This window comes from Variovorax sp. GrIS 2.14, from assembly GCF_046115955.1.
Taxonomy (GTDB): domain Bacteria; phylum Pseudomonadota; class Gammaproteobacteria; order Burkholderiales; family Burkholderiaceae_C; genus Variovorax.
Genome location: NZ_JBJXIA010000007.1, coordinates 70,376 through 93,946 on the forward strand (window position 1 = coordinate 70,376; position 23,571 = coordinate 93,946).

At 64.2% G+C, this 23,571-nt stretch carries 21 protein-coding genes and 1 riboswitch; of the genes, 5 read left to right on the forward strand and 16 right to left on the reverse strand.

Annotated features, from left to right (window positions below):
• Positions 1 to 6: 6 nt before the first annotated feature.
• Positions 7 to 1,872: a DEAD/DEAH box helicase gene (locus RCH10_RS13345; RefSeq protein ID WP_409052730.1), complete on the reverse strand. Its 1,866-nt coding sequence runs from the start codon at positions 1,870 to 1,872 to the stop codon at positions 7 to 9.
• A 304-nt stretch (positions 1,873 to 2,176) separates the two neighbouring features.
• On the opposite strand from RCH10_RS13345, the gene ettA reads away from it, so the two are divergent.
• Complete coding sequence (ettA, locus tag RCH10_RS13350) at positions 2,177 to 3,838, forward strand: energy-dependent translational throttle protein EttA (protein WP_409052731.1); 1,662 nt, start codon at positions 2,177 to 2,179, stop codon at positions 3,836 to 3,838.
• Between the two features lie 97 nt (positions 3,839 to 3,935).
• On the forward strand, positions 3,936 to 5,231 hold the full coding sequence (locus RCH10_RS13355; protein ID WP_409052732.1) for a PQQ-dependent sugar dehydrogenase: 1,296 nt from the start codon (positions 3,936 to 3,938) through the stop codon (positions 5,229 to 5,231).
• A 4-nt stretch (positions 5,232 to 5,235) separates the two neighbouring features.
• Here RCH10_RS13355 and RCH10_RS13360 read toward each other — a convergent pair whose 3' ends face one another.
• From RCH10_RS13360 to RCH10_RS13400, 9 genes are all read right to left on the reverse strand, one after another.
• Positions 5,236 to 6,609: a TAXI family TRAP transporter solute-binding subunit gene (locus tag RCH10_RS13360; RefSeq protein ID WP_409052733.1), complete on the reverse strand. Its 1,374-nt coding sequence runs from the start codon at positions 6,607 to 6,609 to the stop codon at positions 5,236 to 5,238.
• 16 nt (positions 6,610 to 6,625) lie between these two features.
• Positions 6,626 to 7,729, reverse strand: coding sequence for a P1 family peptidase (locus tag RCH10_RS13365; protein WP_409052734.1), 1,104 nt, complete (start codon positions 7,727 to 7,729; stop codon positions 6,626 to 6,628).
• A 48-nt stretch (positions 7,730 to 7,777) separates the two neighbouring features.
• The gene (locus tag RCH10_RS13370) at positions 7,778 to 8,074 is read right to left on the reverse strand and encodes a copper-binding protein (protein ID WP_409052735.1); all 297 of its coding nucleotides are present in this window, start codon (positions 8,072 to 8,074) and stop codon (positions 7,778 to 7,780) included.
• A 25-nt stretch (positions 8,075 to 8,099) separates the two neighbouring features.
• Entirely contained in the window at positions 8,100 to 9,737 is a 1,638-nt protein-coding gene (locus RCH10_RS13375) for an FGGY-family carbohydrate kinase (protein ID WP_409052736.1), read from the reverse strand.
• Positions 9,737 to 10,465, reverse strand: coding sequence for an SDR family oxidoreductase (locus tag RCH10_RS13380; protein ID WP_409052737.1), 729 nt, complete (start codon positions 10,463 to 10,465; stop codon positions 9,737 to 9,739). Before RCH10_RS13380 ends, RCH10_RS13375 begins: the two co-directional genes overlap by 1 nt.
• A gap of 28 nt (positions 10,466 to 10,493) precedes the next feature.
• Positions 10,494 to 11,753 (reverse strand): sugar ABC transporter permease, encoded by a 1,260-nt coding sequence (locus RCH10_RS13385; protein WP_409052738.1) that lies wholly within the window; start codon positions 11,751 to 11,753, stop codon positions 10,494 to 10,496.
• On the reverse strand, positions 11,750 to 12,571 hold the full coding sequence (locus RCH10_RS13390) for an ATP-binding cassette domain-containing protein (RefSeq protein ID WP_409052739.1): 822 nt from the start codon (positions 12,569 to 12,571) through the stop codon (positions 11,750 to 11,752). The genes RCH10_RS13385 and RCH10_RS13390 overlap by 4 nt, the downstream gene beginning before the upstream one ends.
• 34 nt (positions 12,572 to 12,605) lie before the next feature.
• Positions 12,606 to 13,670: a sugar ABC transporter substrate-binding protein gene (locus RCH10_RS13395; RefSeq protein WP_323499300.1), complete on the reverse strand. Its 1,065-nt coding sequence runs from the start codon at positions 13,668 to 13,670 to the stop codon at positions 12,606 to 12,608.
• Between the two features lie 114 nt (positions 13,671 to 13,784).
• Complete coding sequence (locus RCH10_RS13400; protein ID WP_187051197.1) at positions 13,785 to 14,669, reverse strand: AraC family transcriptional regulator; 885 nt, start codon at positions 14,667 to 14,669, stop codon at positions 13,785 to 13,787.
• Positions 14,670 to 15,060: 391 nt separating this feature from the next.
• Between RCH10_RS13400 and RCH10_RS13405 the strand changes: the two genes are divergently transcribed.
• The 3 genes from RCH10_RS13405 to mntP all read left to right on the forward strand — a co-directional run bounded on the left by RCH10_RS13405 (position 15,061) and on the right by mntP (position 18,926).
• Positions 15,061 to 17,376 carry a TonB-dependent receptor gene (locus tag RCH10_RS13405; RefSeq protein WP_409052740.1) on the forward strand — a complete coding sequence of 772 codons (2,316 nt, stop codon included), beginning with the start codon at positions 15,061 to 15,063 and terminating at the stop codon, positions 17,374 to 17,376.
• Between the two features lie 18 nt (positions 17,377 to 17,394).
• Positions 17,395 to 18,081, forward strand: coding sequence for a Fe2+-dependent dioxygenase (locus RCH10_RS13410; RefSeq protein ID WP_323499298.1), 687 nt, complete (start codon positions 17,395 to 17,397; stop codon positions 18,079 to 18,081).
• Between the two features lie 75 nt (positions 18,082 to 18,156).
• A riboswitch (yybP-ykoY riboswitch) is annotated at positions 18,157 to 18,334 on the forward strand.
• A gap of 22 nt (positions 18,335 to 18,356) precedes the next feature.
• Positions 18,357 to 18,926 (forward strand): manganese efflux pump MntP, encoded by a 570-nt coding sequence (gene mntP / locus RCH10_RS13415; RefSeq protein ID WP_409052741.1) that lies wholly within the window; start codon positions 18,357 to 18,359, stop codon positions 18,924 to 18,926.
• 6 nt (positions 18,927 to 18,932) lie between these two features.
• Here the strand turns inward: mntP and RCH10_RS13420 are convergent, their stop codons facing one another.
• The 6 genes from RCH10_RS13420 to RCH10_RS13445 form a co-directional block, all read right to left on the reverse strand.
• On the reverse strand, positions 18,933 to 19,538 hold the full coding sequence (locus RCH10_RS13420) for a DUF1439 domain-containing protein (RefSeq protein WP_409052742.1): 606 nt from the start codon (positions 19,536 to 19,538) through the stop codon (positions 18,933 to 18,935).
• A gap of 21 nt (positions 19,539 to 19,559) precedes the next feature.
• Positions 19,560 to 20,426, reverse strand: a complete 867-nt coding sequence (locus tag RCH10_RS13425) for an oxaloacetate decarboxylase (RefSeq protein WP_409052743.1) — start codon at positions 20,424 to 20,426, stop codon at positions 19,560 to 19,562.
• A gap of 229 nt (positions 20,427 to 20,655) precedes the next feature.
• The gene (locus tag RCH10_RS13430) at positions 20,656 to 21,441 is read right to left on the reverse strand and encodes an amino acid ABC transporter ATP-binding protein (protein WP_323499294.1); all 786 of its coding nucleotides are present in this window, start codon (positions 21,439 to 21,441) and stop codon (positions 20,656 to 20,658) included.
• On the reverse strand, positions 21,425 to 22,078 hold the full coding sequence (locus RCH10_RS13435) for an amino acid ABC transporter permease (RefSeq protein WP_409052744.1): 654 nt from the start codon (positions 22,076 to 22,078) through the stop codon (positions 21,425 to 21,427). The genes RCH10_RS13430 and RCH10_RS13435 overlap by 17 nt, the downstream gene beginning before the upstream one ends.
• 16 nt (positions 22,079 to 22,094) lie before the next feature.
• Complete coding sequence (locus RCH10_RS13440; protein ID WP_409052745.1) at positions 22,095 to 22,751, reverse strand: amino acid ABC transporter permease; 657 nt, start codon at positions 22,749 to 22,751, stop codon at positions 22,095 to 22,097.
• A gap of 21 nt (positions 22,752 to 22,772) precedes the next feature.
• Positions 22,773 to 23,570 (reverse strand): transporter substrate-binding domain-containing protein, encoded by a 798-nt coding sequence (locus RCH10_RS13445; protein ID WP_409052746.1) that lies wholly within the window; start codon positions 23,568 to 23,570, stop codon positions 22,773 to 22,775.
• Position 23,571 lies beyond the last annotated feature (1 nt).

A 23,571-nucleotide genomic window follows, 5' to 3' on the forward strand; every position in this document is an offset into this window, starting at 1 on the left:
CCGCGATCAGCGTCCGAACGAACGGCCACCGCCACCGCCACCGCCGCCGCCACCACCACCGTAGCCTCCGCCTCCGCCGCCACCACCCGAACGACCACCGCCGCCCGAACGGTTGCCGCCGTAGCCGCCACCACCACCACCGCCGCCTCCGCCAGAGCGGCCGCCGCGTCCGCGACCGGCGCCCATGTGGTCGACGCTCGTGCGCAACGGATCCGGCTGACCCTCGACGCCGCTCGTGATCGACTCGGCGCGCTGATGCGCTACCTGATTGGCCTGGGTCGGGCTGTGGCTGTTGCCGTGATGACGCGGCTGGCGCTCATCGAGCGAGCCCTGTGGCTCACGTGCCTCGCGGGGTTCACGCGGCGCGAATGGCGCGTGATGCGGCGCACGTGCCGGGCCTTGCGGGCCGCGACCTTGACCTTGCGGTGCACGGCCGCCCGGGCCACGTGGACCCTGACCGCCGCCGTTGGCATTGCGGCCCTGGCCTTGGCCCTGTCCCTGGCCGCCACCGCCGCCGCGACGTTGACCGCCACCACCGCCGCCATTTCCACCGCCACCGCCGCCCGAGCGTTCACCGCCCTGGCCGGCCTTGTTCTCGCGAATACGGCTGAGCATTTCGGTACGTGCGGCCTTGGCCGCAGCCTGCATCACATCACGGCTCGGCGGACGACCGGCACCGCCCCAGATCGTCTGGCGACCCATGGCGATAGGCTCGGCGCGTTCACCTTCTTCGGGGCCGAAGCCTTCGACGATCTTCACCGGGATCTGCTGCTTGGTGAAGCGCTCGATCTCCTGCATAAAACCTTCTTCGTCCAGGCACACGAAGCTCACTGCCTCGCCGCTCGAACCGGCACGGCCAGTGCGGCCGATGCGGTGCACGTAGTCTTCGCTGACGTTCGGGATTTCGAAGTTGACGACGTGCGGCAACTCGTCGATGTCGATGCCGCGTGCTGCGATGTCGGTCGCGACCAGCGCGCGGATGTCACCGCTCTTGAAGCCGGCCAGCGCTTGCGTGCGCGCGCTCTGGCTCTTGTTGCCGTGCAACGCCATCGCCTGGATGCCGTTCTTGGTCAGGAACTCGGCCACGCTGTTGGCACCGAACTTGGTGCGGGTGAACACCAGCACCTGGCTCCAGTTGTGCTCGTTGATCACGTGCGCGAGCAGCGCCTTTTTCTTGCCGCGGCCGACCGGGTGAATGGTCTGCGTGATGCGCTGCACGGTCGTATTGGCCGGCGTCACCTGAACACTTTGCGGGTTCTTCAGCAGCGTGGCGGCGAGGTCGCGAATTTCATCGCTGAAGGTGGCCGAGAACAGCAGGCTCTGCTTGTCTTTGGGCACCAGTGCGAGGATCTTCTTCACGTCGTGGATGAAGCCCATGTCGAGCATGCGGTCGGCTTCGTCGAGTACCAGGATCTGCACTTGCGACAGGTCGAGCATGCCTTGCTGCTGCAGGTCGAGCAGGCGGCCCGGCGTGGCGACCAGGATGTCGACACCCTTCTTCAGTTTGCTGATTTGCGGGTTCATGCCGACACCGCCGAAGATCACCGTCGATTCGAGATCGAGGTACTTGCCGTAGGTGCGAACGGACTCTTCGACCTGGGCCGCGAGTTCACGCGTCGGAGTGAGCACCAGCGCGCGGATGGCGGTGCCACCGAACTTGTTGGTGCCACTGGCGCTCAAGGTGAGCTTGTGCAGCATCGGCAGCGTGAAGGCCGCCGTTTTGCCGGTGCCGGTCTGGGCGCCGCCGAGCAGGTCGTGCCCGTCGAGTACCACGGGAATGGCTTGCGCCTGGATGGGGGTCGGGGTGTCGTAGCCATGCTCGTGCACAGCCTTCAAGATGGCAGGAGCCAACTTCAGATCATCAAAATTCATTGGAAGCAATAAGCGCCTTACACGGCGCAGTGGTATCGGCCCGCTCAACGTCTTGTGCGACGCGAAGCCAGTAGGGGCAGATGAAGGTCAGGAGTGGGAGCCGAGAGCTTGTTGCATGCAAATGCGAAAAGCCATCTTGTCCCCGGCAGAGAGCCGGTGTAGCGGGCAACTGGACCCGGCAACGGGGTGGATTGTCGCATGAGTCGATAATCGGAGGTTGCCGCGCCCGATTTCGAGAATGTCGTCGTGGCGCCCGCGCAACCTTTTTTGCGCAATCAACGTTTATCCAAAGCAGTCAATACAGATGGCCCAATACGTCTATTCGATGAACCGTGTCAGCAAGACAGTGCCGCCCAAGCGGCAGCTCTTGAAAGACATTTCACTCTCGTTTTTCCCCGGCGCCAAGATTGGCGTGCTCGGCCTGAATGGCTCGGGCAAATCGACCCTGCTCAAGATCATGGCCGGCGTCGACAAGGAGTACGAGGGCGAGGCACTGCCCATGCCGGGCCTGACGATCGGCTACCTCGAGCAGGAACCCAAGCTCAATAACGAGCACACGGTGCGCCAGTCGGTCGAAGAATCCATGGGCGCCGTGTTTGCGGCCAAGGCGCGTCTCGAAGAGGTCTACGTCGCTTATGGCGCGGACGACGCCGACTTCGACGCGCTGGCGACCGAGCAAGCCCAGCTCGAAGCCGTCATCGCCACTGCCGGCACTGACTCTGAGCACCAATTGGAGATCGCTGCCGACGCGCTGCGCCTGCCGCCGTGGGATGCGACGATCGGCTTGCTCTCGGGCGGCGAAAAGCGCCGCGTTGCGCTGTGCCGCCTGCTGCTGTCCAAGCCGGACATGCTGCTGCTCGACGAGCCGACCAACCACCTGGACGCCGAATCGGTCGAGTGGCTGGAAGTGTTCCTCAAGCGTTTCGTCGGCACTGTGGTGGCCATCACCCATGACCGCTACTTCCTGGACAACGCGGCCGAATGGATTCTGGAAATGGACCGCGGTCGCGGCATTCCGTGGAAGGGCAACTACAGCACGTGGCTGGAGCAAAAGGGCGAGCGCCTGGCGCAGGAGCAAAAGGGCGAAGAAGCCCACGCCAAGGCACTGAAGAAGGAACTGGAATGGTCGCGCCAGAACCCCAAGGCGCGCCAGGCCAAGAGCAAATCGCGTCTCGCGCGCTTTGAAGAACTGAGCGACATGGAGTATCAGAAGCGCAACGAGACGCAGGAAATCTTCATTCCCGTGGCGGAGCGGCTCGGCCAGCAGGTGTTCGAGTTTCACAACGTCAGCAAGTCCTTCGGTGACCGGATGCTGATCGACAACTTGAGCTTCACCGTTCCACCGGGCGCGATCGTCGGCATCATCGGGCCGAACGGCGCCGGCAAGTCGACGCTGTTCAAGCTGATCGCAGGCAAGGAGCAGCCCGATAGCGGCCAGGTCATCATCGGCTCGACCGTCCGGGCCGCCTTCGTCGACCAGCACCGCGACGAACTGGCGAACCAGAAGACCGTGTGGGAAGACATCTCCAACGGCCTGGACATCATCAACGTCGGCAAGTTCCAGATGGCGAGCCGTGCTTATGCCGGTCGCTTCAACTTCAACGGCGCCGACCAGCAAAAGAAAGTCGGCACGCTGTCGGGCGGCGAGCGCGGTCGCCTGCACCTGGCCAAGACACTGATTGCCGGCGGCAACGTGCTGATGCTCGATGAACCGTCAAACGACCTGGACGTGGAAACCTTGCGCGCGCTCGAAGACGCGTTGCTCGAGTTCGCCGGCACAGTCATGGTCATCAGCCATGACCGCTGGTTTCTGGACCGCATCGCCACGCACATCCTCGCGGCCGAAGGCGACAGTCAATGGACTTTCTTCAACGGCAACTACCAGGAGTACGAGGCCGACAAGAAGAGGCGTCTGGGCGAAGAGGGCGCCAAGCCCAAGCGCATGCGCTACAAGGCGCTCAAGTAGGCCAACAGCTCGCGGCGCTGCATTGCGCTTACAAATGAAACCGCTTCAGGGCGGTTTTTTTACGCCCGCTGCGTATGGGAAATGTCACCATGAACACATGGCAATCACCGTTTCGCATTCGTGGGGAACACTGGTTAGCGCCCTGTCGGTTTGCGTGGCCGCGTGCGGCGGCGGCGGTGGGAGCAATGCTGGATTCGCCGTTGCCGGAGCAGGCACGACACCTGCTCCTGCGCCACCGGCTGCGTCTGCCCCTGCACCGGTGGCAGCGCCTGCACCTTCTCCGGCTCCCGCACCGCAGCCCGGCCCGTTGAAGGTGGTCGAAGTCGCTACTGGTTTGACGGCGCCCTGGAGCTTGGCCTTTTTGCCCGACGGCAAGATGCTCATCGCGCAGCGCACCGGCCAGCTGCGCATTCGCAACGCCGATGGCACTGCAGTCAACAACGGCGCCGACAGCGTGAGCGGCGTGCCGGCGGTCGACACCGACGGGCAGGGCGGCTTGCTGGATGTCGCGCTCGACCCAGCCTTTGCAAGCAACCGTCGCATCTACTTCAGCTTCGCCGAAAAGATTGGTACGGCCAACGGAACGGCGCTGGCCCGTGCCGAACTCGACGTGGTCAATCGGGCGCTGTCGAATGTCACCGTCATCTATCGGCAAGACCCGAAGGTAACCGGCAGCAACAACCACTACGGATCGCGCGTGGTGTTCGATCGCAACGGCTATCTGTTCGTCACGATGGGCGAGCGCGAGATCGGCTCGCAACGCGGCTTTGCGCAAGACCTGACGCGCGGCAACGGCAAGGTCGTCCGCCTCACCACCGATGGCGCGGCGGCGCCTGGCAATCCGAGCTTTGCGCCGACGCCGGCGCAGCCCGGCATCTGGAGCTACGGACACCGTAACCCGCAGGGCGCGGCCATCAACCCGGCAACGGGCGATCTGTGGACAGCGGAGCACGGACCGCAGGGCGGCGACGAGGTCAATCTCGACCTGCCGGGCCGCAATTACGGCTGGCCGATCATCAGCTACGGCCAGGAGTACGGCACCCTGACGCAGGTCGGCGAAGGCACGGCCAAGGCCGGCATGGAGCAGCCAGTGACTTACTGGGAAAAGATCGACGGCTCGGCGTGGGTACCCGGCACGGCCAAATCTTCGACCGCGCCCAGCAACATCGCCTTCTACACCGGGGACAAACTCGTCGGCTGGACAGGCAATCTGTTTGTCGGTTCACTGGCCGGGACGTCGCTCTGGCGCATCACGCTGAACGGCAACACGTTCGTCTCGCGCGAGCGTTTGCTGGCCGATCGCGGCGAGCGCATTCGCGATGTGCGGCAAGGCCCCGATGGCTGGCTCTGGCTCCTCACCGACAACGGCAAGCTGCTGCGGCTGGAACGTTGATGCGCTAAGGGCTCGGCACCGTCGCTGTCGATGCCTTCGGCGAACTGCGCGGCCAGGTCGCCAGCAGCCGTTTTCTCACCGCGTAGATGTTATTGCGCAGCGCATAGAGCTCGTCCGTGTAAGACAGCGGCACGGTGATGCGATGCGTCACCCGATCGAGTTCGTCGAGCTCGTCGAGCAGCCGGTCGCGGTCGCCCTTGCGCGCATCGACCTTGGTCTCGATCTCGCGCAGCCGCGCGTACCAGCGGAACACCCGGCTTCGTACGCGGAACTGATAGAGCGGCGGCACGATCTTGCTCAACGGCAGCATCAATACGACAAGGCCGCCGAGCACCAGCCACATGCGCTCGACCAGGTTGCTGGCCCAGAAAGGCAAGTAGCGTTGCCAGAAAGGTGGTGTGCCGTTGATGGCGCGGTCGCCTTCAGGGCTCACGGGAAGTTCGCTGGTCTTGGTGTTCGGAAAATCGCGCGCCCGGTTGAACCAGCCGGCGCCGCCATGAATCGATTGCGCGCTTTCAGCGAACAGCTGACGCAAGGCCGGATGCGTGTGCTCCCGCGAGATCAACGAAGTGGTCGCAGCGACCAGAGACACATCGTGCGGCGGCAGGTCGGAAGCGAGGTCGACCACGCCGCGCGGCAAGGCGACGGCCGACAGAAACGGAAAGCGCCGGGCATACGCATCGCTCTGGCCAAAGTCCATCAGCTGAATGCCGGGTGAGCGCAACAAGCGCTGCACCAGAGGCGATTGCGGCGCCGACGCCAGCACGATGGCGTCGAGCATGCCCGCCTGCAACGCCTCGGTGGCGGGTGCCGGCTCGAGGTTGGACAACTGCATCGTCGTCTCGTCGATGTGGTTGGCCTTGAGTAGCTTATCCATGATGTCGGGCACGCCGCTGCCCGCCTTGTCGACGTTCACGCGCAGGCCGCGCAGTTGGGCGAGCGAGGTGAGCGTGCTGGTCTTGCGATCGATCTTCTGCGCGGAATCGGTTCGATAGAAGAGCCAGAGCGGCTCATAGAACAGACTGCCGAGCGAGGTCAGGCCGGCGTCTTCGTCAGCGCCCGCATCGGCGTTGCCGCCTCGCACGAAGCCCACGTCGGCCTCGCCATTGCGCAGCAACTGCAGGTTGTCCGCTGCGCCGTTCGTGGCCTTCAGGTCGACGGTGATGCCGTTGGCTTTGAGTGCGGTGGCATAGCGTTTGCCGAACTCTGCATAGGCGCTGCCGGCCGGGCCGGTCGCCAGCGTCACGTGCTTCGGCGGCTGTGGATCGAGGTACCAATACGCCGCGATCAGCGCGCCGATCACGATGAAGACGACCGGGCCGGCCGACACGATCAGGTCGCGGATGGAAAGCAGGATCAGCTTGAGAGTCTTTGGCATGAAGGCAGTCCAGGGTTCAGTTGCGTGTCACTGGCGAGTGCCCAGATCGCATCAGGTCGCTTGCGCAAGGAATGTCGAGTTTGTCCGTTTTGACCGATCGCGCTGCCCGCACCGCGCGCAAGGTCGCGCGCGCCACGACCTCGGCGGCCATGGTGCCGAGCACCGTCATGCCGGGTGCGTCGTCGGCCAGCGCGACGCGGCCGGTCGCCAGCACGAACAGCGTGTCGCCGTCGCTCATCGTATGGACAGGATTGATGGCGCGCGCCAGGCCGTCATGCGCCACGTTAGCCAGGCGATTCGCCTGCACCTTGGTCAGCACCGCATCTGTGGCGATCACGCCGATGGTGGTGTTGGTGCCGGCCAGCAAGGGCTTGGGCACCTCGCCGCGTAGCAAAGCTCGGCGCGTGTCGAGCAAGGCCTTGCCGTCCGCGGTGCGGGCGCCGGCAACGACTTGCGCCGTGTCCGGATCGAGCACGTCGCCCAAAGAGTTCACCGCGATCAGCGCCCCAACCGTCACGCCATTGACCGTGACCGAGGCCGTGCCGATGCCGCCCTTCATGGCGCGGTCGACGCCGAAAAGTTTGCCGACCAGTGCACCGCTGCCAGCGCCGACATTGCCTTCCGCGGGTGCGGCGCTGGACGCAGCGACGCAGGCCGCGTAGCCCGACTCTGCATCGGGCCGAATGCGCGCATCGCCCATCGGCAGATCGAACAGCACGGCCGCCGGCACGATCGGCAGGGTGCCGAAGCGCACGTCGAGGCCGACGCCTTGTTCTTCGAGATAGCGCATGGCGCCATCCGCTGCGGCCAACCCCCATGCACTGCCGCCTGCCAACATCACCGCGTGCACCTGCTGCACAAAATTGCCGGGAGCGAGCAGGTCGGTTTCGCGCGTGCCGGGGGCGGCACCTCGCACGTCGACACCGCCGACAGCGCCGTCGCGCGAGATGATCACGGTGCAGCCGGTGGGCCGACGCATGTCGGAGAAGTGACCGACCTCGATGCCTGCGACGTCGGTGATGGCGCCGTCGGACGGTGCGGACGGTGGTGATGCAGACGAAGCCGCGGTGGGCGCGACGGTGGCGGGAACACGGGGCGGGGACGACGACTGGAAAGGCATGGCGGCCGATTATGGAGGTCGCTCAGCGCCACCCGGTAACTCGCCGTGTCAGTTCGGCGGCTCGATCGCGACGACGGTGGTCAGGCCGTCGACCTTGTCGGCGCTGAAGCGCACCTTGTCTCCGGTCTTCACGTGGTCAAGCAGGGTCGCATCCTTGACGCGAAACGTCATCGTCATGGCTGGCATGTCGACGTTCCCGATGTTGCCGTGCGCGAGCGTGATCGTCCGGGCCGCCGAGTCGACATCACGCACTTCGGCATCGACCCTTGGCAGCGCGGCTTGGGAAAATGCCATCGAGTTGCTGGCCAGCGCGATGCACGCGATCCATGTTTTGAGGAGATTCATGTCTTTAGCGTGAGCGTGCGCTGCGTTATGCAGCGGTTGCTTGCCGAAGCTCTCGTGCCAGAGCTTGCAATTGCTCGAAGGCGCGAAAGCGCGTCAGGTGCAGTGCGGCGTTGGCGCCGCTGTCGGGGAGGAAGGTTCTTCCTGTTTGCGACATGCCGGACATGGCGGCGCCGACATCGTCGAAGGCACGGGCCGCGACGCTGCCCAGCATCGCCGCGCCGAGCAGCACCGGCTCTTCCGCATCGGTCGCGACCACGACCTTGCCGGTCGCGTCCGCGATGAGTTGTCGCACCAGATCAAGCCGCCCCGCACCGCCGCTGATCATGATTCGCTCGATCGGAGCGCCGGCGGCGGTCTGCGCCTCGATGATCTGGCGCAGCCCGTAGGCGATACCGCAAATGCCCGCGATGTACAGCGCGATGAGGCTGTCCATGTCGTTGGCCATGCCCAGACCCACGATCACTGCCCTTGCATGCGGATCGGCCATCGGCGCCCGGTTGCCGAGAAATTCCGGTACGACATGAAGGCCATCCGCCAGCCGCACCGCGTCGGACAGACTGCGGGTCTTTTGCGCGGCGATATCGGCCAGCATCGTCACCAGGGACTGGCCTGCGGCTTGCGCCTGCTGTCGCGCTTCGGGCGCCAGCGGATGCATCGACAACAACTGTTCGATCGCAGCACCGGCCACCGATTGGCCGCCTTCGTTCAGCCAGGTGTGGGGCACCATCGCCGAGTAATAGGGCCCCCAGACGCCCGGCACGAACACCGGCGCACGGGTGCTGGTCATGGTGCATGAGGAGGTGCCGAAGACGTAGGCCAGCGCAGAGAAAGGATCGCCGTCGACCCCCACGGTGCCGATGCCTCCGGCATGCGCGTCGATGACGCCAGCGCCAACCGGCGTTCCTGTTGGCAAGCCGAGCTCCCTGGCCGCGGCCGGCGTCAATCCGCTGCCGAGCGCCGTGCCTGGTGCGACGACTTTGTTGCCGATCCGTTCGAAGGCCTCGTCGGTCAGCACGTCCAGGCCGATGGCGCGGAAGTAACTCGCGTCCCAGCGGTCTTCATGGGCCAGGTAGGTCCATTTGCAGGTGACCGTGCAGGTCGACCGTGACAGGTCGCCGCTCGCGCGCCAAGTCAGGAAATCGGTCAGGTCCATGAACTGCCACGCGTCGGCGAAGACGGCGGGTTTGTTCTCGCGCAGCCAGAGCAGCTTCGGCGTCTCCATCTCTGGAGAGATGCGGCCGCCGACGTACTTGAGCACATCGTGGCCGGTGGCATTGATCCGATCGGCCTGCGTCACGGCGCGATGGTCCATCCAGACGATGATGTTGCGCTCCGGGTCGTCGCTCGGACCGACCGGCAACGGCTTGCCGCCTTGGCCGAGCACGACCAGCGAGCATGTGGCGTCGAAGCCGATGCCGACCACCCGGTCGGACGACAAGCCCGACTGCGCCACAGCGCTCCGGACCGACGTGCACACGGCGGCCCAGATCTCGTTGCTCGACTGTTCGACGATCGAGCCCGGTGCCTGAAACAAAGCGATGTCTTGCTTGGCGGATGCCAGCATGCGCCCTGCGAGATCGAAGACGCCGGCCCGGGCGCTGCCGGTGCCCACGTCTACGCCGATGACGTATCCGTCCGGTGCTGTGCGTGTCGGCAGCTTCATCAGAGATCGACGCTGTTGGGCAGCACGACGATGTCGCGGATCGTCACGTTGCGCGGTCGCGTCAGCATGAACATCACGCAGTCGGCGACCTCTTTCGGCTGCATCAGGCTGCCGGAGGCCAATGCCTCGTCCATCTTGGCCTTGGGCCAGTCGTCGAGCAGCGCGGTCACCACCGGACCGGGTGCGACCGCGCCGACCCGCACGCCATGCTTGGAAAGCTGCCGCCGCGTGGTGTGCACGAATGCCTGCACCGCGAACTTGGACGCGGTGTAGATCGGCTCCCAGGCAACCGGGACGATGCCGGCGATCGAACTGGTGAAGATGATGTCGCCCGACTTTTGCGCGACCAGATGCGGCAGCACGGCGTGCACTGAGCGGAACGCTGCGTTCACGTTCAGGTTGAGCACGCGATCCCATTCGTCGGGATGTCCTTCGACGACATCGCCGCCGACATAGGCGCCGGCGTTGGCATGGAAGATGTGCAGGCCGCCCGCCAGCGCGAGGATCCTGGGCAGCATCGACGAGTTGTCTTCCGGCTTGAGCAGATCGACTGTCAGCGCCAGGGCTTCAGGTCCCAGCGCCTTGCAGACCTGCGCCAGCTTGTCGCCGTCGCGGTCGATGAGCACGACCCTGGCACCGGCGTCGACCAGCGCACGCGCGCATTCCAGGCCGATGCCCGATGCCGCGCCGGTGATGGCCGCAACGCGACCCTTGAAAGATTCGTTCATGGTGTGAGTTTTCGGTTGGCTCGGCTGATCACGATCGTCCATGCGACACGCGAGACTGGCGGGCGATCGAGTCGACGATCACTGCGATCGCCAACACGGCGCCGGTGATCATGAATCGCAGCGATGAAGAAAGGTTGAGCAGCGTCAGGCCGCTGGCGATCGACTGGATCACGATGATGCCGAGCACCGCCGAATAGGCACTGCCGCGACCTCCGAAGAGACTCGTTCCGCCGATGACGGCCGCGGCGATCGCGTTCAGGTTGACGTCGCCCGTGCCGGCCTGCTGGCTGGCCGAGGCCAAGCGGGCCGCGGTCAGCACGCCGCCCAGCGAGGCCAGGCTCGCGCACAGGACAAAGGCGCTGGTGAAGATCATGTTGACGTTGATGCCTGCGCGGCGCGCAGCCTCTCGGTTGCCGCCCACCGCGTTCATCGAGCGGCCCCAGCGCGTGCGTTTCAGCGCGTAGTCCATGGCCACCGCGAGCGCGAGAAACAGGCCGAACATCAGCGGCACACCGCGTCCGTGGTTCAGGTAGGCAACCACCACCTCCAGCAACACCGTGATGGCGACGACGCGAACCAGCAGGCTCGCCACCGACGGTGCCGACAGGTTGACCGCCTGCCGGCGCGTGCGCGTGCGCAGGCCCGTCAGCAGGATCACGGCACCGGGCGCCAGTGCCAACAGGTGGGACACGATGGCCGGCATGACCAGCATTTGCCCGAAGTCGACCATCGTCGAACCGTAGGGCAGGTTGATGGAGCCGCTGTTGCCCAGCACGTACAACTGCAGGCCGAGGATCGCCAGCAGGCCGGCCAAAGTGGCGACGAAACTGGGCATGCCGAGCCGGTTGAAAAGCAGGGCATAGACCGCGCCGATCAAGCCACCGACCAGCAGTGCGACGACGATCGCCACCAGCAGCGGCCAGCCCTGATTGACCCAGAGCATGCCGAGCAGAGCCGAAGCGAAGCCGCTCATCGAGCCGACGGAAAGGTCGATCTGCCCGACCATCAATACGCAGACGATGCCCAGCGCGATGACGCCCGTGGTCGAACAATCGAACAGCAGGTTGACCAGGTTGTCGGCCGAAAGAAACACCGGGTTCAAGCTGGTGAAGACGGTCCAGATAATGACGAGGCCGACGATCACCGGCAGCGAGCCCAGGTCGCCGGAGCGGACGCGCTCGACGAAGGCGGAGACGGTGCCGCCGAGGCCTTCAGCATGCTTGACGCGGACGTCGCTGCGGTCCAGCAGCGGCTGCGGTTGCAACACGTTTTTCGCTTCGGTGGTCATGCGTTCTCCCGCTTGTCGACGTGCTGCGCTTCCTGGCGCCGGCCGGCCCGGCGGGACACCGCGTTTTCGGTCGCGCCGGTGATGGCGGCCACCAATTCCTGGTTGGAGGAATCGGGATAGAACATGCCGTTGTTGCGGCCGAGCCGCAAGACGACGATCCGGTCCGCGACCGCCCGGACGTCTTCCATGTTGTGGCTGATCATGATCACCGCGTGTCCGCGATCGCGCACCCGCTCGATCAGGTTCAGCACTTCGGCGGTCTGTGCGACGCCCAGCGCCGCGGTGGGTTCGTCCAGCATGATCAACTTGGGGTCCAGCAACAGGGAGCGTGCGATGGCCACGGTCTGGCGCTGGCCGCCCGACAGCGATGCGACGACATCGCGCACATTCGGAATGCGGGCCGACAACTCGTTGAGCAGTGTCCAGGCCTTGACCTCCATCGCGACCTCGTCGAGGCACAGGGCATTGAGCTCGCGCCCGAGGTAGATGTTGGCGACGACGTCGAGGTTCTCGCACAGGGCCAGGTCCTGGAACACGGTGGCGATGCCCAGATCGAGCGCCGCGCCGGGGTTGTCGAGCGTGACCTGTTTGCCGCCGAAGTGAATGGTCCCGGCGCTGGGCTGGTGGACACCGGCCAGCACCTTCACCAGGGTCGATTTGCCGGCGCCGTTGTCGCCGACCAGCGCGACCACTTCACCGGCGTGAACGTCGAGGTCGATGTCCGTCAGGGCTGACACTGCGCCGAAGCGCTTGGAGACGTTGCGCAGGCTCAGGACCAGTTCGCCTGCAGAACGCCGTGGGGGGGTTGGATCGGTCATCGACTCGAAGCCTTCTGGTGGAGCCTGCTGTCTGTCAGTTGGAAATGCCGAGCTTCTTGCAGCCGTCGGCGTAGCGCCCGGTGCAAAGTTCATTGGCCGTGGCGATCTTCTTGTCGATGATTTCCGCTTTCAGGTTCTTCGCCGTGACGACTGCGGGTACGAAGAGTTGCGAAGGCGTGTCGTAGAGTTTCATTTCCGACTTGGGCGTCTCGCCGGCCAGGAAGCCGACGGCGACTCGGGCCGCTGCGGCCGCCACGATCTCGCTTGGCTTGGAAATCGTGTTGAACTGGTCGCCCGCGATGATCAATTGCAAGGCGGCGATCGTGGCGTCGTTGCCCGTAACGGTCGGCACCGGGTTCACGCCGGCTGCCTTGAAGGCGGCGATGGCGCCCCCGCCCGTGCCGTCGTTGGCGGCGACCACGCCGATGATCTGCGTGCTGAACCGGGTGATCTGCCCGCTCACCCACTGCTGTGCCTTGGGCGGCGCCCATTCAGGCGTGTCGAACTCGGCCAGTGTCTTGTATCCGCTGTTCTCCAGGCCGGCGTGGATGCCTTTCTTGATGAGGCCCGCAGCCGCATCGGTGGGGGAACCGTTTACTTCCAGCAGGCCGCCCTTGTCCATCGGCACCTTGTTGTCTTTGAGGTGCTGCACCAGCGACTCGGCGATAGCCTTGCCGATGCCTTCGTTGTCGAAAGACACGTAGTAGTCGGCTGGCGTCGTGGGCACCGGACGGTCATATGCGATGACCTTCACGCCCTTGCTCTGGGCGAGCTTGACCAGCGACGCCGCGGAAGTCGAATCCACCGGGTCCAGGACGATGACCTTGGCGCCTTGCGAGATCACCGAGTTGAATTGCTGCTGCTGCTGCGCGACATCGCCGTTGGCGTTCTGATAGAGCACCTTGCAGTCCGCGCAGAGCTTGCTCATCTCGGCCTTGAAGCCGGGAAAGTCGTGCTGTTCGTAGCGCGTCGAAGCCTGGTCGGGCATCAGGAAAGCGACGGTCCCGGACGGTGCGGCAAACGCTGCCGTTCCGGTCGTGAGACCGATTGCCATTGCGAGCGCGGTTGCGCTGAAAGAAGGGCTGGAAAGTTTCTTCATGGGGTTGTCTCTTTTCTTTGAATGGCCGGCGCAAGGGGTTGCCGGCATGGGTTGCAAATCTCTCTCGCTGACTGTTTCGCAAGCACCTGGGTGCCTCGATGTGAAACTCCTTTCTCAAGCCGCTTCGGCAATGCCGGCGTTCTCGGCCAGCAAGGCTCGAAAGCGCGATGGCGGAATGCCCTTTTGCCGAAGAAACTGCCGGTTGAAATTGGAAATGTTCTTGAAGCCCGAGGCGAAGCAGATGTCGGTGATCGTCATGTCGTCATCGCTCATCAGAAGCTGCGTCGAGAGGTTGATGCGAAGCCGATTGACGTATTGACCGAGTGCCATGCCGGTGTGCCGGCGAAAGCTGCGCGAGAAGGCGCTGGTGCTGAGTCGCGAGATCACGGCCAGTTCGGGTTCCCCAAAAGATTCGGTCAGGTGAGCGCGGATGTAGTCGAGCGCCGCGTTGATCCCGTTCGCCATGAAGCCATGCGGGTCCGGGTGGTAGTCGCTGCTGGTCATCGGGCGGCTGCCCGTGTCCCGGCTCAGCGCGCCAAGGATCGAGGCGAAGAGTTCGATGCGCCGGATGTCGGTCGCACCGATCAACTCCTGAATCTTCGGGCCGACCATGGCCGCCGTGGCTGGCGTGAAAAGCACGCCGCGCCGGCTCATTTCCAACACCGGAAGAAATGAGCAAAGCTCAGGCAGGATTTCGGACGCATCCCGGATGAACTGCTCGTTGAACTGCAGGACGCGGCCGCGCAGCGGTACCGACGTGCCGGCGGCGAGATCGCTGACCCAGTTGTGAGGAAGGTTGGGACCGGTCAGCACCAGATGGCCCGGCGCGAAATCGCCGATGTAGTCGCCGACGAAGCAGCGGCCAGTGGTCTCCACCACGTGATGGAGTTCGCACTCCGGGTGGAAGTGCCAGCGCACGGTCCTGAATGGATAGCCGTGCTCCCATGCCTTGAAGGAGTGGGCGCGTCCTATCTGAACGACCTCGAGGTCTGGTTTCATCGACTGTCTCCATTGACGGTCGCCGACTGCTTCAGGTCGGCGCCGTTTGTCTCTGCGGCTCGGTGTCAGGCACCTCACTCGACGCGAATAGTAAGAGCGCGATCGGGTTGCGTGCTACTACGTTTCCGGATGTCAACTTATACGTTTTTGTCGTTTTCGATGGTGTTGGGCGACAGATTTGCACGGAGCCTTTCGTCGCTTCAAAAAGTTCCAGGTTTAGCAAATATGAATCTGTCTCCAGCCTGACTAGTTAATGTTTTCTTGTTGCCTTGTCTCGTCGCGTTCACAAAGCAGTCGGTAATAACAAATAAGAACGATTCGCAGTCAAAATTAGGACGCTGGCCGGTGCATCTTCGCAACCGCGCAGCCGCCTGATCGAAGACAAGACACCATGACCCGACTCGACACCCTGCCAAGCCGCAGAAAGCCCATCACGCTGGCGCTCCTTAGCCTTGTTTCTGTCTCCGGCGCCTGGGCGCAGCAAGCAGCGCAACCAGCCGTGAGTCCTGCATCCCTGACAGCGGCCACGCCATCGCCAGGTGCCGCGCCCGCCGCATCGACGTCGGTGCCCCCGACGCTGCGCGAGATCCAGGTCGAAGGCATGGCCGACAAGTCCAGCTTTGGCCCGAACGCGGCGTCGATCAGCCGGCTGCCGGCCGAACTGCGCGACATTCCGCAGTCGATCACCGTCATCAACCAGGCGCTGATGCAGTCGCAGGGCGCGACATCCCTGGCGAGTGCGTTGCGCAACGTGCCGGGGTTAACGATCGGCGGCGCCGAGGGTGGCCAGATCGGCACCAACATCAACCTGAACGGCTTCTCCGCACGCACCGACATCTACCTCGACGGGGCACGCGATCGGGCGCAGTACTACCGCGACATCTTCGCGCTCGATTCGGTGGAAGTGCTGATGGGCCCGTCGTCGATGCTGTTCGGGCGTGGCAGCACCGGCGGCGTCATCAACCAGGTGAGCAAACGGCCGACGCTGACGCCATCCGCCGAAGCGTCGGTGTCGGCCAGCACCACCGGGCTGGTGCGCACCACCGTCGACCTCAACCAGCCGATGTCCGACACATCGGCCTTTCACCTCTCCGCGATGGGCCAGGACGGCAATGCCACCACGCGCGACCAGACCCGCCTGCAAGACGTCGGCATCGCGCCGATGCTCAAGTTGGGCATCGGGACGCCGACGCAAGTCACTTTGTCGGCACTGGTGCAGCACAACCGCGACATGGCGGACTACGGCGTGCTCGGCCTCAACGGCCGGCCGGCCAAGGTCGATCGCAACACCGCGTATGGCGACAGCGACGACCGCACGATTTCCGACATCCGGGCGTTCGGCGCGCTGGTCACGCACAAGATCACGCCGACAACGACGATCCGCAACCAGACGCAGTTGAACGACGTGACGACGGATGCGCGTGAAACATCGCCGCAGAACATCGGCCGGCGCGCCGCCAACGGCTCGTTCATCGCGTCGTCGACCGGCACCACCGCCGCGCCGGCTGCGGTGTCCAGCACGCTGCCGCTCGAGCAGCTGTGGGTGCGCCAGCAAAGCCACGACCGCGTCATCAACGACAAGTCGCTCTTCAATTTGACGGAACTGAGCACCAAGTTCGACACGGGATCGATCAAGCACACGCTGCTGACCGGTTTCGAACTGGGTCGGGACACCTACCGCAACCAGGCGTACTACCGCAACGGCAGCTGTGGCGGCGTCGCACTGAACCCGGCGGGCACCACCAGCGGCTATGTGTCCTGCACGCCGCTGGCTTTCCCCATCGAAACCGATTCGCCACTCAACGCGCCGAGCCGTCCGGGCAATCTGGCGACCGCCACTGCCACGACGGTGGCTGCCTATGTCAACGACACGATCGAGCTGAGCCCGCAGTGGAAGCTGGTCGCGGGTGTGCGCCACGACCGCTACAAGGCCGATATCGCGAACACCGTCACCAGCGCCACGACACTTGGCTACGAGCAGCAGACGGTCAATTTCAACAGCGTGCGTGCGGGCGCCATCTGGCAGCCGACGCCGGAGCAGTCGTACTACGCGTCTTACAGCACGTCGTTCAATCCATCGCTCGAGCAACTGGTCGCGACCACCGGAGGCACACAGCCTTTGCCACCGCAAAAAAACAAATCGTACGAGGTTGGCGGCAAGTGGGACACGATGAACGGCAATCTGTCTTTCAGCGCCGCCGCGTTCCAGATCACGCAGACCAATGCGCGCGCACAAAACAACGACGGCACATACACGGCCACCGGCACAGTGCGCGTCAACGGTGCTCGCGCGGGCGTCGCTGGTCGCATTACCGATCAGCTTCAGCTGTTCGGCGCCTACACGCACCTGGATGCCACCATCATCGAGGGCATCGCACCCGGCACGCTCGGCAAGACGCCTGCCAACACGCCGAAAGACTCGGCCAGTTTCTGGGCGACGTACGCCATCACGCCTGCGTGGGAAGTGGGCGGCGGCGCCACCTACAACGCGCACCGGTTCGCGAACAACACGAACCTCGTGCGGGTGCCGGGCTACGTGCGCTTCGACGCGCTGCTGGCTTACCATCAGCCCAAGTACGACATTCGCCTGAATCTGTTCAACCTGTCGAACAAGTACTACTACGATGCCCTGATTCCGTCCGATGGAGGGCGCTCCGTGCCGGGTTCGGGTCGAGCGGCCACGGTGTCGCTCAACTACCGTTTTTGACAGCGCCAAACTGCCTTCATGCTGGTCTGCATTCCGAAAGTTCTCGATGCCGATGCGCTGGCCGAGGTGCGCACTCGGCTCGACGCAGCGGGCGATGCCTGGGTCGACGGTCGCGCCACGGCCGGCCACCAGGGTGCGCCGGTCAAGTTCAACCAGCAGATCGACGAGCGTGCCGAAGTGGCGCATGCGTGCCAGGACATCGTGGCCGCTGCGCTCGAGCGCAACCCGACCTTCATCAGCGCGGCGTTGCCCAACCTGCTGTACCCGCCGATGTTCAACCGCTACAGCGAGGGCATGACCTTCGGCCTGCACGTCGACGGTGGCGTGCGCATTCATCCGCATACCGGCCGCAAGCTGCGCACCGATCTTTCTGCGACGTTGTTCCTTTCCGACCCGGAAAGTTACGACGGCGGGGAACTGCAGATGGAGGACACGCACGGCATGCAGAGCGTCAAGCTGGCCGCTGGCGATCTCGTCGTCTATCCGGCGACCAGCGTGCATCAGGTCACGCCGATCACACGGGGCGTGCGGGTCGCCTGCTTTTTCTGGGTGCAAAGCCTGGTGCGCGATGCCGGTGATCGCGCGTTGCTGTTCGACATGGACACCGCGATCCAGCGGCTCAACCAGAGCGGCGCCGACGAGCGGGCGCGCCGTACATTGACTGGCACGTACCACAACCTGTTGCGCAAGTGGAGCGACACCTGACGGTTATCCCATTGCCTTCGCCCTAGGGAATTTTGCGCGACATGAAGCACCGCGGTGTGCTCGAGCACCTACACTAGCCTCCCCATTGGGGAGTAGCCGGCTTCCGCTTCACGGAAGCGCCTGCGTCAACATACTCGGCGTGCACCCTGCACGCTGTGGCGCAGGCAGCCTTTGCAGGTTGGCGAGACCATTGGCGTGTCAGCACGATGTGAGTCGGGCAGTGATGACACGCCTCTGTTCTTGCCCGACCGAGCCAATAAAAAGTATTTCCCACCATGAATTTCGCCGCAATAGCGTTGCTCGCGCTGGCCATGTCGACCGACGCGTTTGCCGCCGCCGTCGGCAAAGGCACGGCCCTACAGAACCCGCGCTGGTCCGAGGCGCTGCGCACCGGGCTCATCTTCGGCGTCATCGAAGCGATCACCCCGATGATCGGCTGGGTGCTGGGCCATGCAGCCGCCGACTATGTCAACGCCTGGGATCACTGGATCGCTTTCACATTGCTCGGCGTTCTAGGCGTCCGCATGATCTACGCGGGCTTGAAGACGCCTGCCGAAGAAGAGGATGAAAAGCCGACGCGCCATTCCTTCTGGGTGTTGGCGACCACGGGCTTTGCGACCAGCATCGATGCCATGGCGGTCGGCGTCGGGCTGGCTTTCCTGAACGTCAACATTTTTCCCATTGCCGCCTCGATCGGCTTCGCGACCTTCATCATGGTGACGCTCGGCGTGATGGTCGGCCGTGTGCTCGGCAAAATCGCGGGCCGCTGGGCCGAGGCCCTGGGTGGCGTGGTGTTGATCGGGATAGGCTCGACCATCCTGTATCAGCATCTGCACGCGGTCTGAGCGGGCCTACCGCAACTGCACCTTGATCCCGTCGTCGACCACCGTGATGTCACCGATCTCGTAGGTCTTGCGGCCGACGGTGAGTTCCTCTGCGGTGAAGCTGCGCAGCACCTGGTCACGCAGCAACTCCTGCGCAACGAGGGCGCCGATCTGCTGCACGCGCTCGGCATCTCTGCCGCCCACGCCTTGGAGTTCGAGGCGTTCGGCTTTCGGCTGGTCCAGGCGCAACGAACGCGTGGCCGCGTCGTACCTGAGCGCGCTGCTCACGGAGACGATTCCCTCCATCGGGGATGGCCGCAGCAGCGGGCTGGCGATCGACAACACCGCAGTGACGGTCGCCCTGTTGCCGAGTGCGTCGAGGCTCAACTGCGGCTCACGCAGGCCGACGGTGAACAGCTCCGCATAGCGCTGCGCCACTGGAAAATGCTTGACGATCTGCGCCTGCAGTTCGACGCGGCTGGCGGTGTATTCGTTCGTGAAGAAGTTGAAGCCTGCGAAGGCAGGGGCACCGGCCGGCAGCACCGCAGCCAGCAGCGTCGCACCGACGAGGCGGCGGCGGGAAATCTGATTGGAGAACCGAGGGGACGGCGGTTGGGAAAGCATCAGGTTCATGAAGGGTTGCGTTGATTGGGGCTATGCACGGCCCGCGCGGTCCGCGCGAAAAAAGTTGTCGAGTTCGTTGCCCGAAGCAGCCTGGGCGAAGCCGTCGAAGCTGCCTTGTTCGGCTATCAGTTTGGCAGCGTTCGAGAAAGCGCCCCAGGCCGCTCGCGCCAGCGCGCCACCCACGCTGACGCGTCGCACACCCAACTCCGCCACCTCGGCCATCGTGAGATCGCTTGTCGAGCCGATCAGCAGATTGACCGGCTTGGGCGCCACGCCAGCGACCACGGCCGCGATCTGCTCGCGGGTCTTGATGCCCGGCGCATAGAGGCAATCGGCGCCGGCTGCGGCGTAGGCTCGAAGGCGATAAATCGTTTCGTCGAGGTCGGGTCGGCCGACCAGAAAACATTCGGCCCGGCCGACCAGCAGGCAGTCGCCGCCTGCCTTGTCGATGGCGCCGCGTGCGGCACGCAGCCGCGCCACCGCGGTTTCGATGTCGTGCAGCGGGCTGGCGGCGCTGCCGGTGGAATCTTCGATCGACACGCCGGCGATGCCGGTCTCTATCGCGAGTCGAACGCTCTCCGCCACGCCGGCAGCATCGGGCGCGAAGCCGCTTTCGAAATCTGCATTCACCGGCAAGTCGCAAGCCTCGACGATCTCGTGCAAATGCGCCAGCACAGCGTCGCGCGACGCCGCGCCATCAGGCTCACCACGCGACCATGCAAAACCTGAGCTGGTCGTTGCCAACGCCTTGAAGCCCAGGCCTTGCAAATAGCGCGCGCTTCCGACGTCCCAGGGGTTTGGAAGGGCGAAGCATCCCGACGTGTGCAGCTGCTGAAAAACGCGTCGCTTGTCAGCAACACCGGGGCGGGTCGATGGTCGGTTTTGGGTTGACGTCATGAACTATGGCCTTTTGGGGAACATGAAATTCTGGCGGCACGCAGGACAAAGCTGGAATCGCGATTCTTGTGGGAAAGCGCAACGCGAGCGGGCCGTAAACAGCTGTCACCTTCGACTTTAGAAGGATCTGCATGCGAAAGTTTCGCAGCGCAGACACGATCACGCACCGCCTAAAGCAAAAAAACCCGCCCGGCGCAAACGCACCGGGCGGGTTTTTTCAACGCCAAGCTCAATCGTGCAGCGAAGACAGAAACTGCTTCAGTTCAGGCGTCTGCGGGTTGCTGAACAGCTCGGTCGGCGGGCCCATCTCGTGCACCTTGCCCTGGTGCATGAAGATCAACCGGTCGCTCACCTTGCGGGCAAAACTCATCTCGTGCGTGACCATCAGCAAGGTCATGCCTTCGTCGGCCAGCGACTCCACTACGCGCAGCACCTCGCCGACCAGTTCAGGGTCGAGTGCCGACGTAATCTCGTCGCACAGCAGCACTGCCGGCTCCATCGCCAGCGCGCGCGCGATGGCCACGCGCTGTTGCTGGCCACCCGACAGCTGATCGGGCATGGCATCGAACTTTTCAGCCAGCCCGACGCGGGCCAGCAGCTTCTTGGCTTGCGCCGTCGCCTCGGCAGTCGTCCGCTTCTTGACCAGCGTGGGCGCCAGCATGACGTTCTTGCCGACCGTCAGATGCGGGAACAGGTTGAAGCTCTGAAAGATCATGCCGACGTGCTGGCGCAGCTCGCGCATGGCCATCGCGCTCTCGTGCAACAAGGGCTTGCCATCGACACTGAGCGCGCCTTCCTGGAACACTTCGAGCCCGTTGATGCAGCGCAGCAGCGTGCTCTTGCCGGAGCCGCTCTTGCCGATGACGGCGATGACTTCACCACGCTTCACTGTGAGGTCGATGCCCTTCAACACCTCGTTGGAGCCATAAGACTTTCGAAGGGCGGTGATCTGGACGATGGGCCCGCCGAGGGCGGTGCGCGCAGCGGCGGCCGGGGCTTCAACGACGGTGGACATTGATCTTCCTTTCGAGGTGCTTGGCATACAAGCTGATCGGGAAACACAGTGCGAAATACAGCAGCGCGACGCAGGCGAACACCACGAACGGCTGGAAGGTGGCGTTTGAAATCATGCTGCCGGCCTTGGTGAGTTCGACGAAGCCGATCACCGAAGCGAGCGCCGTGCCTTTGACCACCTGAACGAGAAAGCCCACGGTGGGCGCCGTGGCGATGGTGATGGCTTGCGGCAGGATGACGTGGCGCATCTGCTCGCCGAAGCTGAGCGCCAGGCTGCCGGATGCTTCCCATTGGCCCTTGGGAATCGAGGCCACGCAACCACGCCAGATCTCCGTGAGATAGGCGCTGGTGTAGAGCGTGAGCGCCACGGTGGCAGCGGTCCAGGCCGACACATCGACGCCCAGCAGCGCGATGCCAAAGTAAGCGAGGAACAACTGCATCAGCAGCGGCGTGCCCTGAAACAGCTGAACATAAACGCTGATCGCGCGGTCGAGCCATTTGCCGGCACGCAGGCGCAACAGCAGCAGGATTGCGCCCACCAGGCCACCACCGACGAAGGCGATCAACGACAGCGCGACGGTCCAGCGCAGCGCCAGCAGGAGGTTGCGCAGGATGTCCCAGAGGGTGAATTCGATCATGGTGCTTTTTCTGCGCTCAGCGACCGAAGAGCCAGCGCGGGCCGGCCCAGTTGAGCAGGCGTCGCAAGCCCACCGATAGCGCGAGGTAGATCAACGTGGCAACGATGAATGCTTCGAAAGCGCGGAAGTTGCGGCTCTGGATCAGGTTGGCTGCATAGCTCAGCTCTTCGACTGAAATCTGGCCGCACACCGCGGAGCCGAGCATGACGATGATGATCTGGCTCACCATCGACGGCCAGACCTTCTTAAGCGCCGGAGGCAGTACCACGCGCAAGAAGACCTGCGCCTTGTTGAGCGCGAGGCTCACCGCCGCTTCGATCTGGCCCTTGGGCGTGGCCTCGATGCCGGCGCGAATGATCTCGGTCGAATAAGCACCGAGGTTGGCGACCATTGCGATGATCGATGCCACTTCGGGCGACAGCTTGACGCCCGCCGCCGGCAAGCCGAAGAAGATGAAGAACAGCTGCACGATGAACGGCGTGTTGCGGATCAGCTCCACATACGCGCCGACCACCCAGCGCAGCCAGGCCGGTCCGCTGGAACGTGCCCATGCACAGGCCACGCCGACGACCATACCGATGAGCGTGGCGATGGCCGTCAGGCCGATGGTCCACGTGATCCCCTTGGCGAGCAAACGCCAGTCGACGAGGATGGCGCCGAAGTCGAATTCCATGCGGGTGGACGGTGCGCGTGATCAGACCGGCAGGTCGCCGATGCCCTTACCGAGCCACTTCTTCGACATGGCGTCGAGCGTGCCGTCCTTCTTGGCGGCGGCGATGATCTCGTTGACCTTCAGCTTGAGCGCATCTTCGCCCTTGGCGATGCCGACAAAGCACGGGCTGTCTTTCAGCAAGAGCTTGTACTCGGCGTTGATCTTGGGGTTCTTGCGGATCATCTCGGCCGCGACCGCGCCGCTCATAGCGATGGTTTGCGTCTGTCCGGCGACGAAGGCGGCGACAGTGGCGTTGTTGTCTTCGAAGCGGCGGTAGTCGACGTTCGCCGGTGCCACCTTGTTCAGTTCCTGGTCTTCCATGGCGCCGCGTGTCACCGCCACGGTCTTGCCGGCCATTTCCTTGAAGTCGGTCAGCTTCACGCTCTTCGACGCGAACACGCCCTGGAAAAACGGGGCGTAGGCCGACGAGAAGTCCATCACCTTTTCGCGCTCGGCGTTCTTGCCCAGCGTGGAGATCACCAGATCCGCCTTCTTGGTCTGCAGGTAGGGTATGCGGTTGGCGCTGGTCACCGGCACCAGCTCGAGCTTGACACCCATCTTGGCGGCGATGAGGCGCGCTGCGTCGATGTCGAGGCCCTGCGGCGCCATGTCGGTGCCGACGAAGCCGTAAGGCGGGTAGTCGGTGGGAATCGCCACCTTCAGCGTCTTGGACTTCATCACGTTGTCGAGAACGTTTTGCGCCTGCACGCCGCCGGCGGCAAACAGGGAAGCTGCGGCGATCGCGAGCATGAAGTGGCGTTTCGAGAAATTGGACGGCATG

What these genes read in the sequence shown, in the direction of transcription:
- RCH10_RS13345 (WP_409052730.1), bottom strand. Translation starts at nt 1,872, where the DNA reads ATGAATTTTGATGATCTGAAGTTGGCTCCTGCCATCTTGAAGGCTGTG.
- ettA (WP_409052731.1), top strand. Translation starts at nt 2,177, where the DNA reads ATGGCCCAATACGTCTATTCGATGAACCGTGTCAGCAAGACAGTGCCG.
- RCH10_RS13355 (WP_409052732.1), top strand. Translation starts at nt 3,936, where the DNA reads ATGGCAATCACCGTTTCGCATTCGTGGGGAACACTGGTTAGCGCCCTG.
- RCH10_RS13360 (WP_409052733.1), bottom strand. Translation starts at nt 6,609, where the DNA reads ATGCCAAAGACTCTCAAGCTGATCCTGCTTTCCATCCGCGACCTGATC.
- RCH10_RS13365 (WP_409052734.1), bottom strand. Translation starts at nt 7,729, where the DNA reads ATGCCTTTCCAGTCGTCGTCCCCGCCCCGTGTTCCCGCCACCGTCGCG.
- RCH10_RS13370 (WP_409052735.1), bottom strand. Translation starts at nt 8,074, where the DNA reads ATGAATCTCCTCAAAACATGGATCGCGTGCATCGCGCTGGCCAGCAAC.
- RCH10_RS13375 (WP_409052736.1), bottom strand. Translation starts at nt 9,737, where the DNA reads ATGAAGCTGCCGACACGCACAGCACCGGACGGATACGTCATCGGCGTA.
- RCH10_RS13380 (WP_409052737.1), bottom strand. Translation starts at nt 10,465, where the DNA reads ATGAACGAATCTTTCAAGGGTCGCGTTGCGGCCATCACCGGCGCGGCA.
- RCH10_RS13385 (WP_409052738.1), bottom strand. Translation starts at nt 11,753, where the DNA reads ATGACCACCGAAGCGAAAAACGTGTTGCAACCGCAGCCGCTGCTGGAC.
- RCH10_RS13390 (WP_409052739.1), bottom strand. Translation starts at nt 12,571, where the DNA reads ATGACCGATCCAACCCCCCCACGGCGTTCTGCAGGCGAACTGGTCCTG.
- RCH10_RS13395 (WP_323499300.1), bottom strand. Translation starts at nt 13,670, where the DNA reads ATGAAGAAACTTTCCAGCCCTTCTTTCAGCGCAACCGCGCTCGCAATG.
- RCH10_RS13400 (WP_187051197.1), bottom strand. Translation starts at nt 14,669, where the DNA reads ATGAAACCAGACCTCGAGGTCGTTCAGATAGGACGCGCCCACTCCTTC.
- RCH10_RS13405 (WP_409052740.1), top strand. Translation starts at nt 15,061, where the DNA reads ATGACCCGACTCGACACCCTGCCAAGCCGCAGAAAGCCCATCACGCTG.
- RCH10_RS13410 (WP_323499298.1), top strand. Translation starts at nt 17,395, where the DNA reads ATGCTGGTCTGCATTCCGAAAGTTCTCGATGCCGATGCGCTGGCCGAG.
- mntP (WP_409052741.1), top strand. Translation starts at nt 18,357, where the DNA reads ATGAATTTCGCCGCAATAGCGTTGCTCGCGCTGGCCATGTCGACCGAC.
- RCH10_RS13420 (WP_409052742.1), bottom strand. Translation starts at nt 19,538, where the DNA reads ATGAACCTGATGCTTTCCCAACCGCCGTCCCCTCGGTTCTCCAATCAG.
- RCH10_RS13425 (WP_409052743.1), bottom strand. Translation starts at nt 20,426, where the DNA reads ATGACGTCAACCCAAAACCGACCATCGACCCGCCCCGGTGTTGCTGAC.
- RCH10_RS13430 (WP_323499294.1), bottom strand. Translation starts at nt 21,441, where the DNA reads ATGTCCACCGTCGTTGAAGCCCCGGCCGCCGCTGCGCGCACCGCCCTC.
- RCH10_RS13435 (WP_409052744.1), bottom strand. Translation starts at nt 22,078, where the DNA reads ATGATCGAATTCACCCTCTGGGACATCCTGCGCAACCTCCTGCTGGCG.
- RCH10_RS13440 (WP_409052745.1), bottom strand. Translation starts at nt 22,751, where the DNA reads ATGGAATTCGACTTCGGCGCCATCCTCGTCGACTGGCGTTTGCTCGCC.
- RCH10_RS13445 (WP_409052746.1), bottom strand. Translation starts at nt 23,570, where the DNA reads ATGCCGTCCAATTTCTCGAAACGCCACTTCATGCTCGCGATCGCCGCA.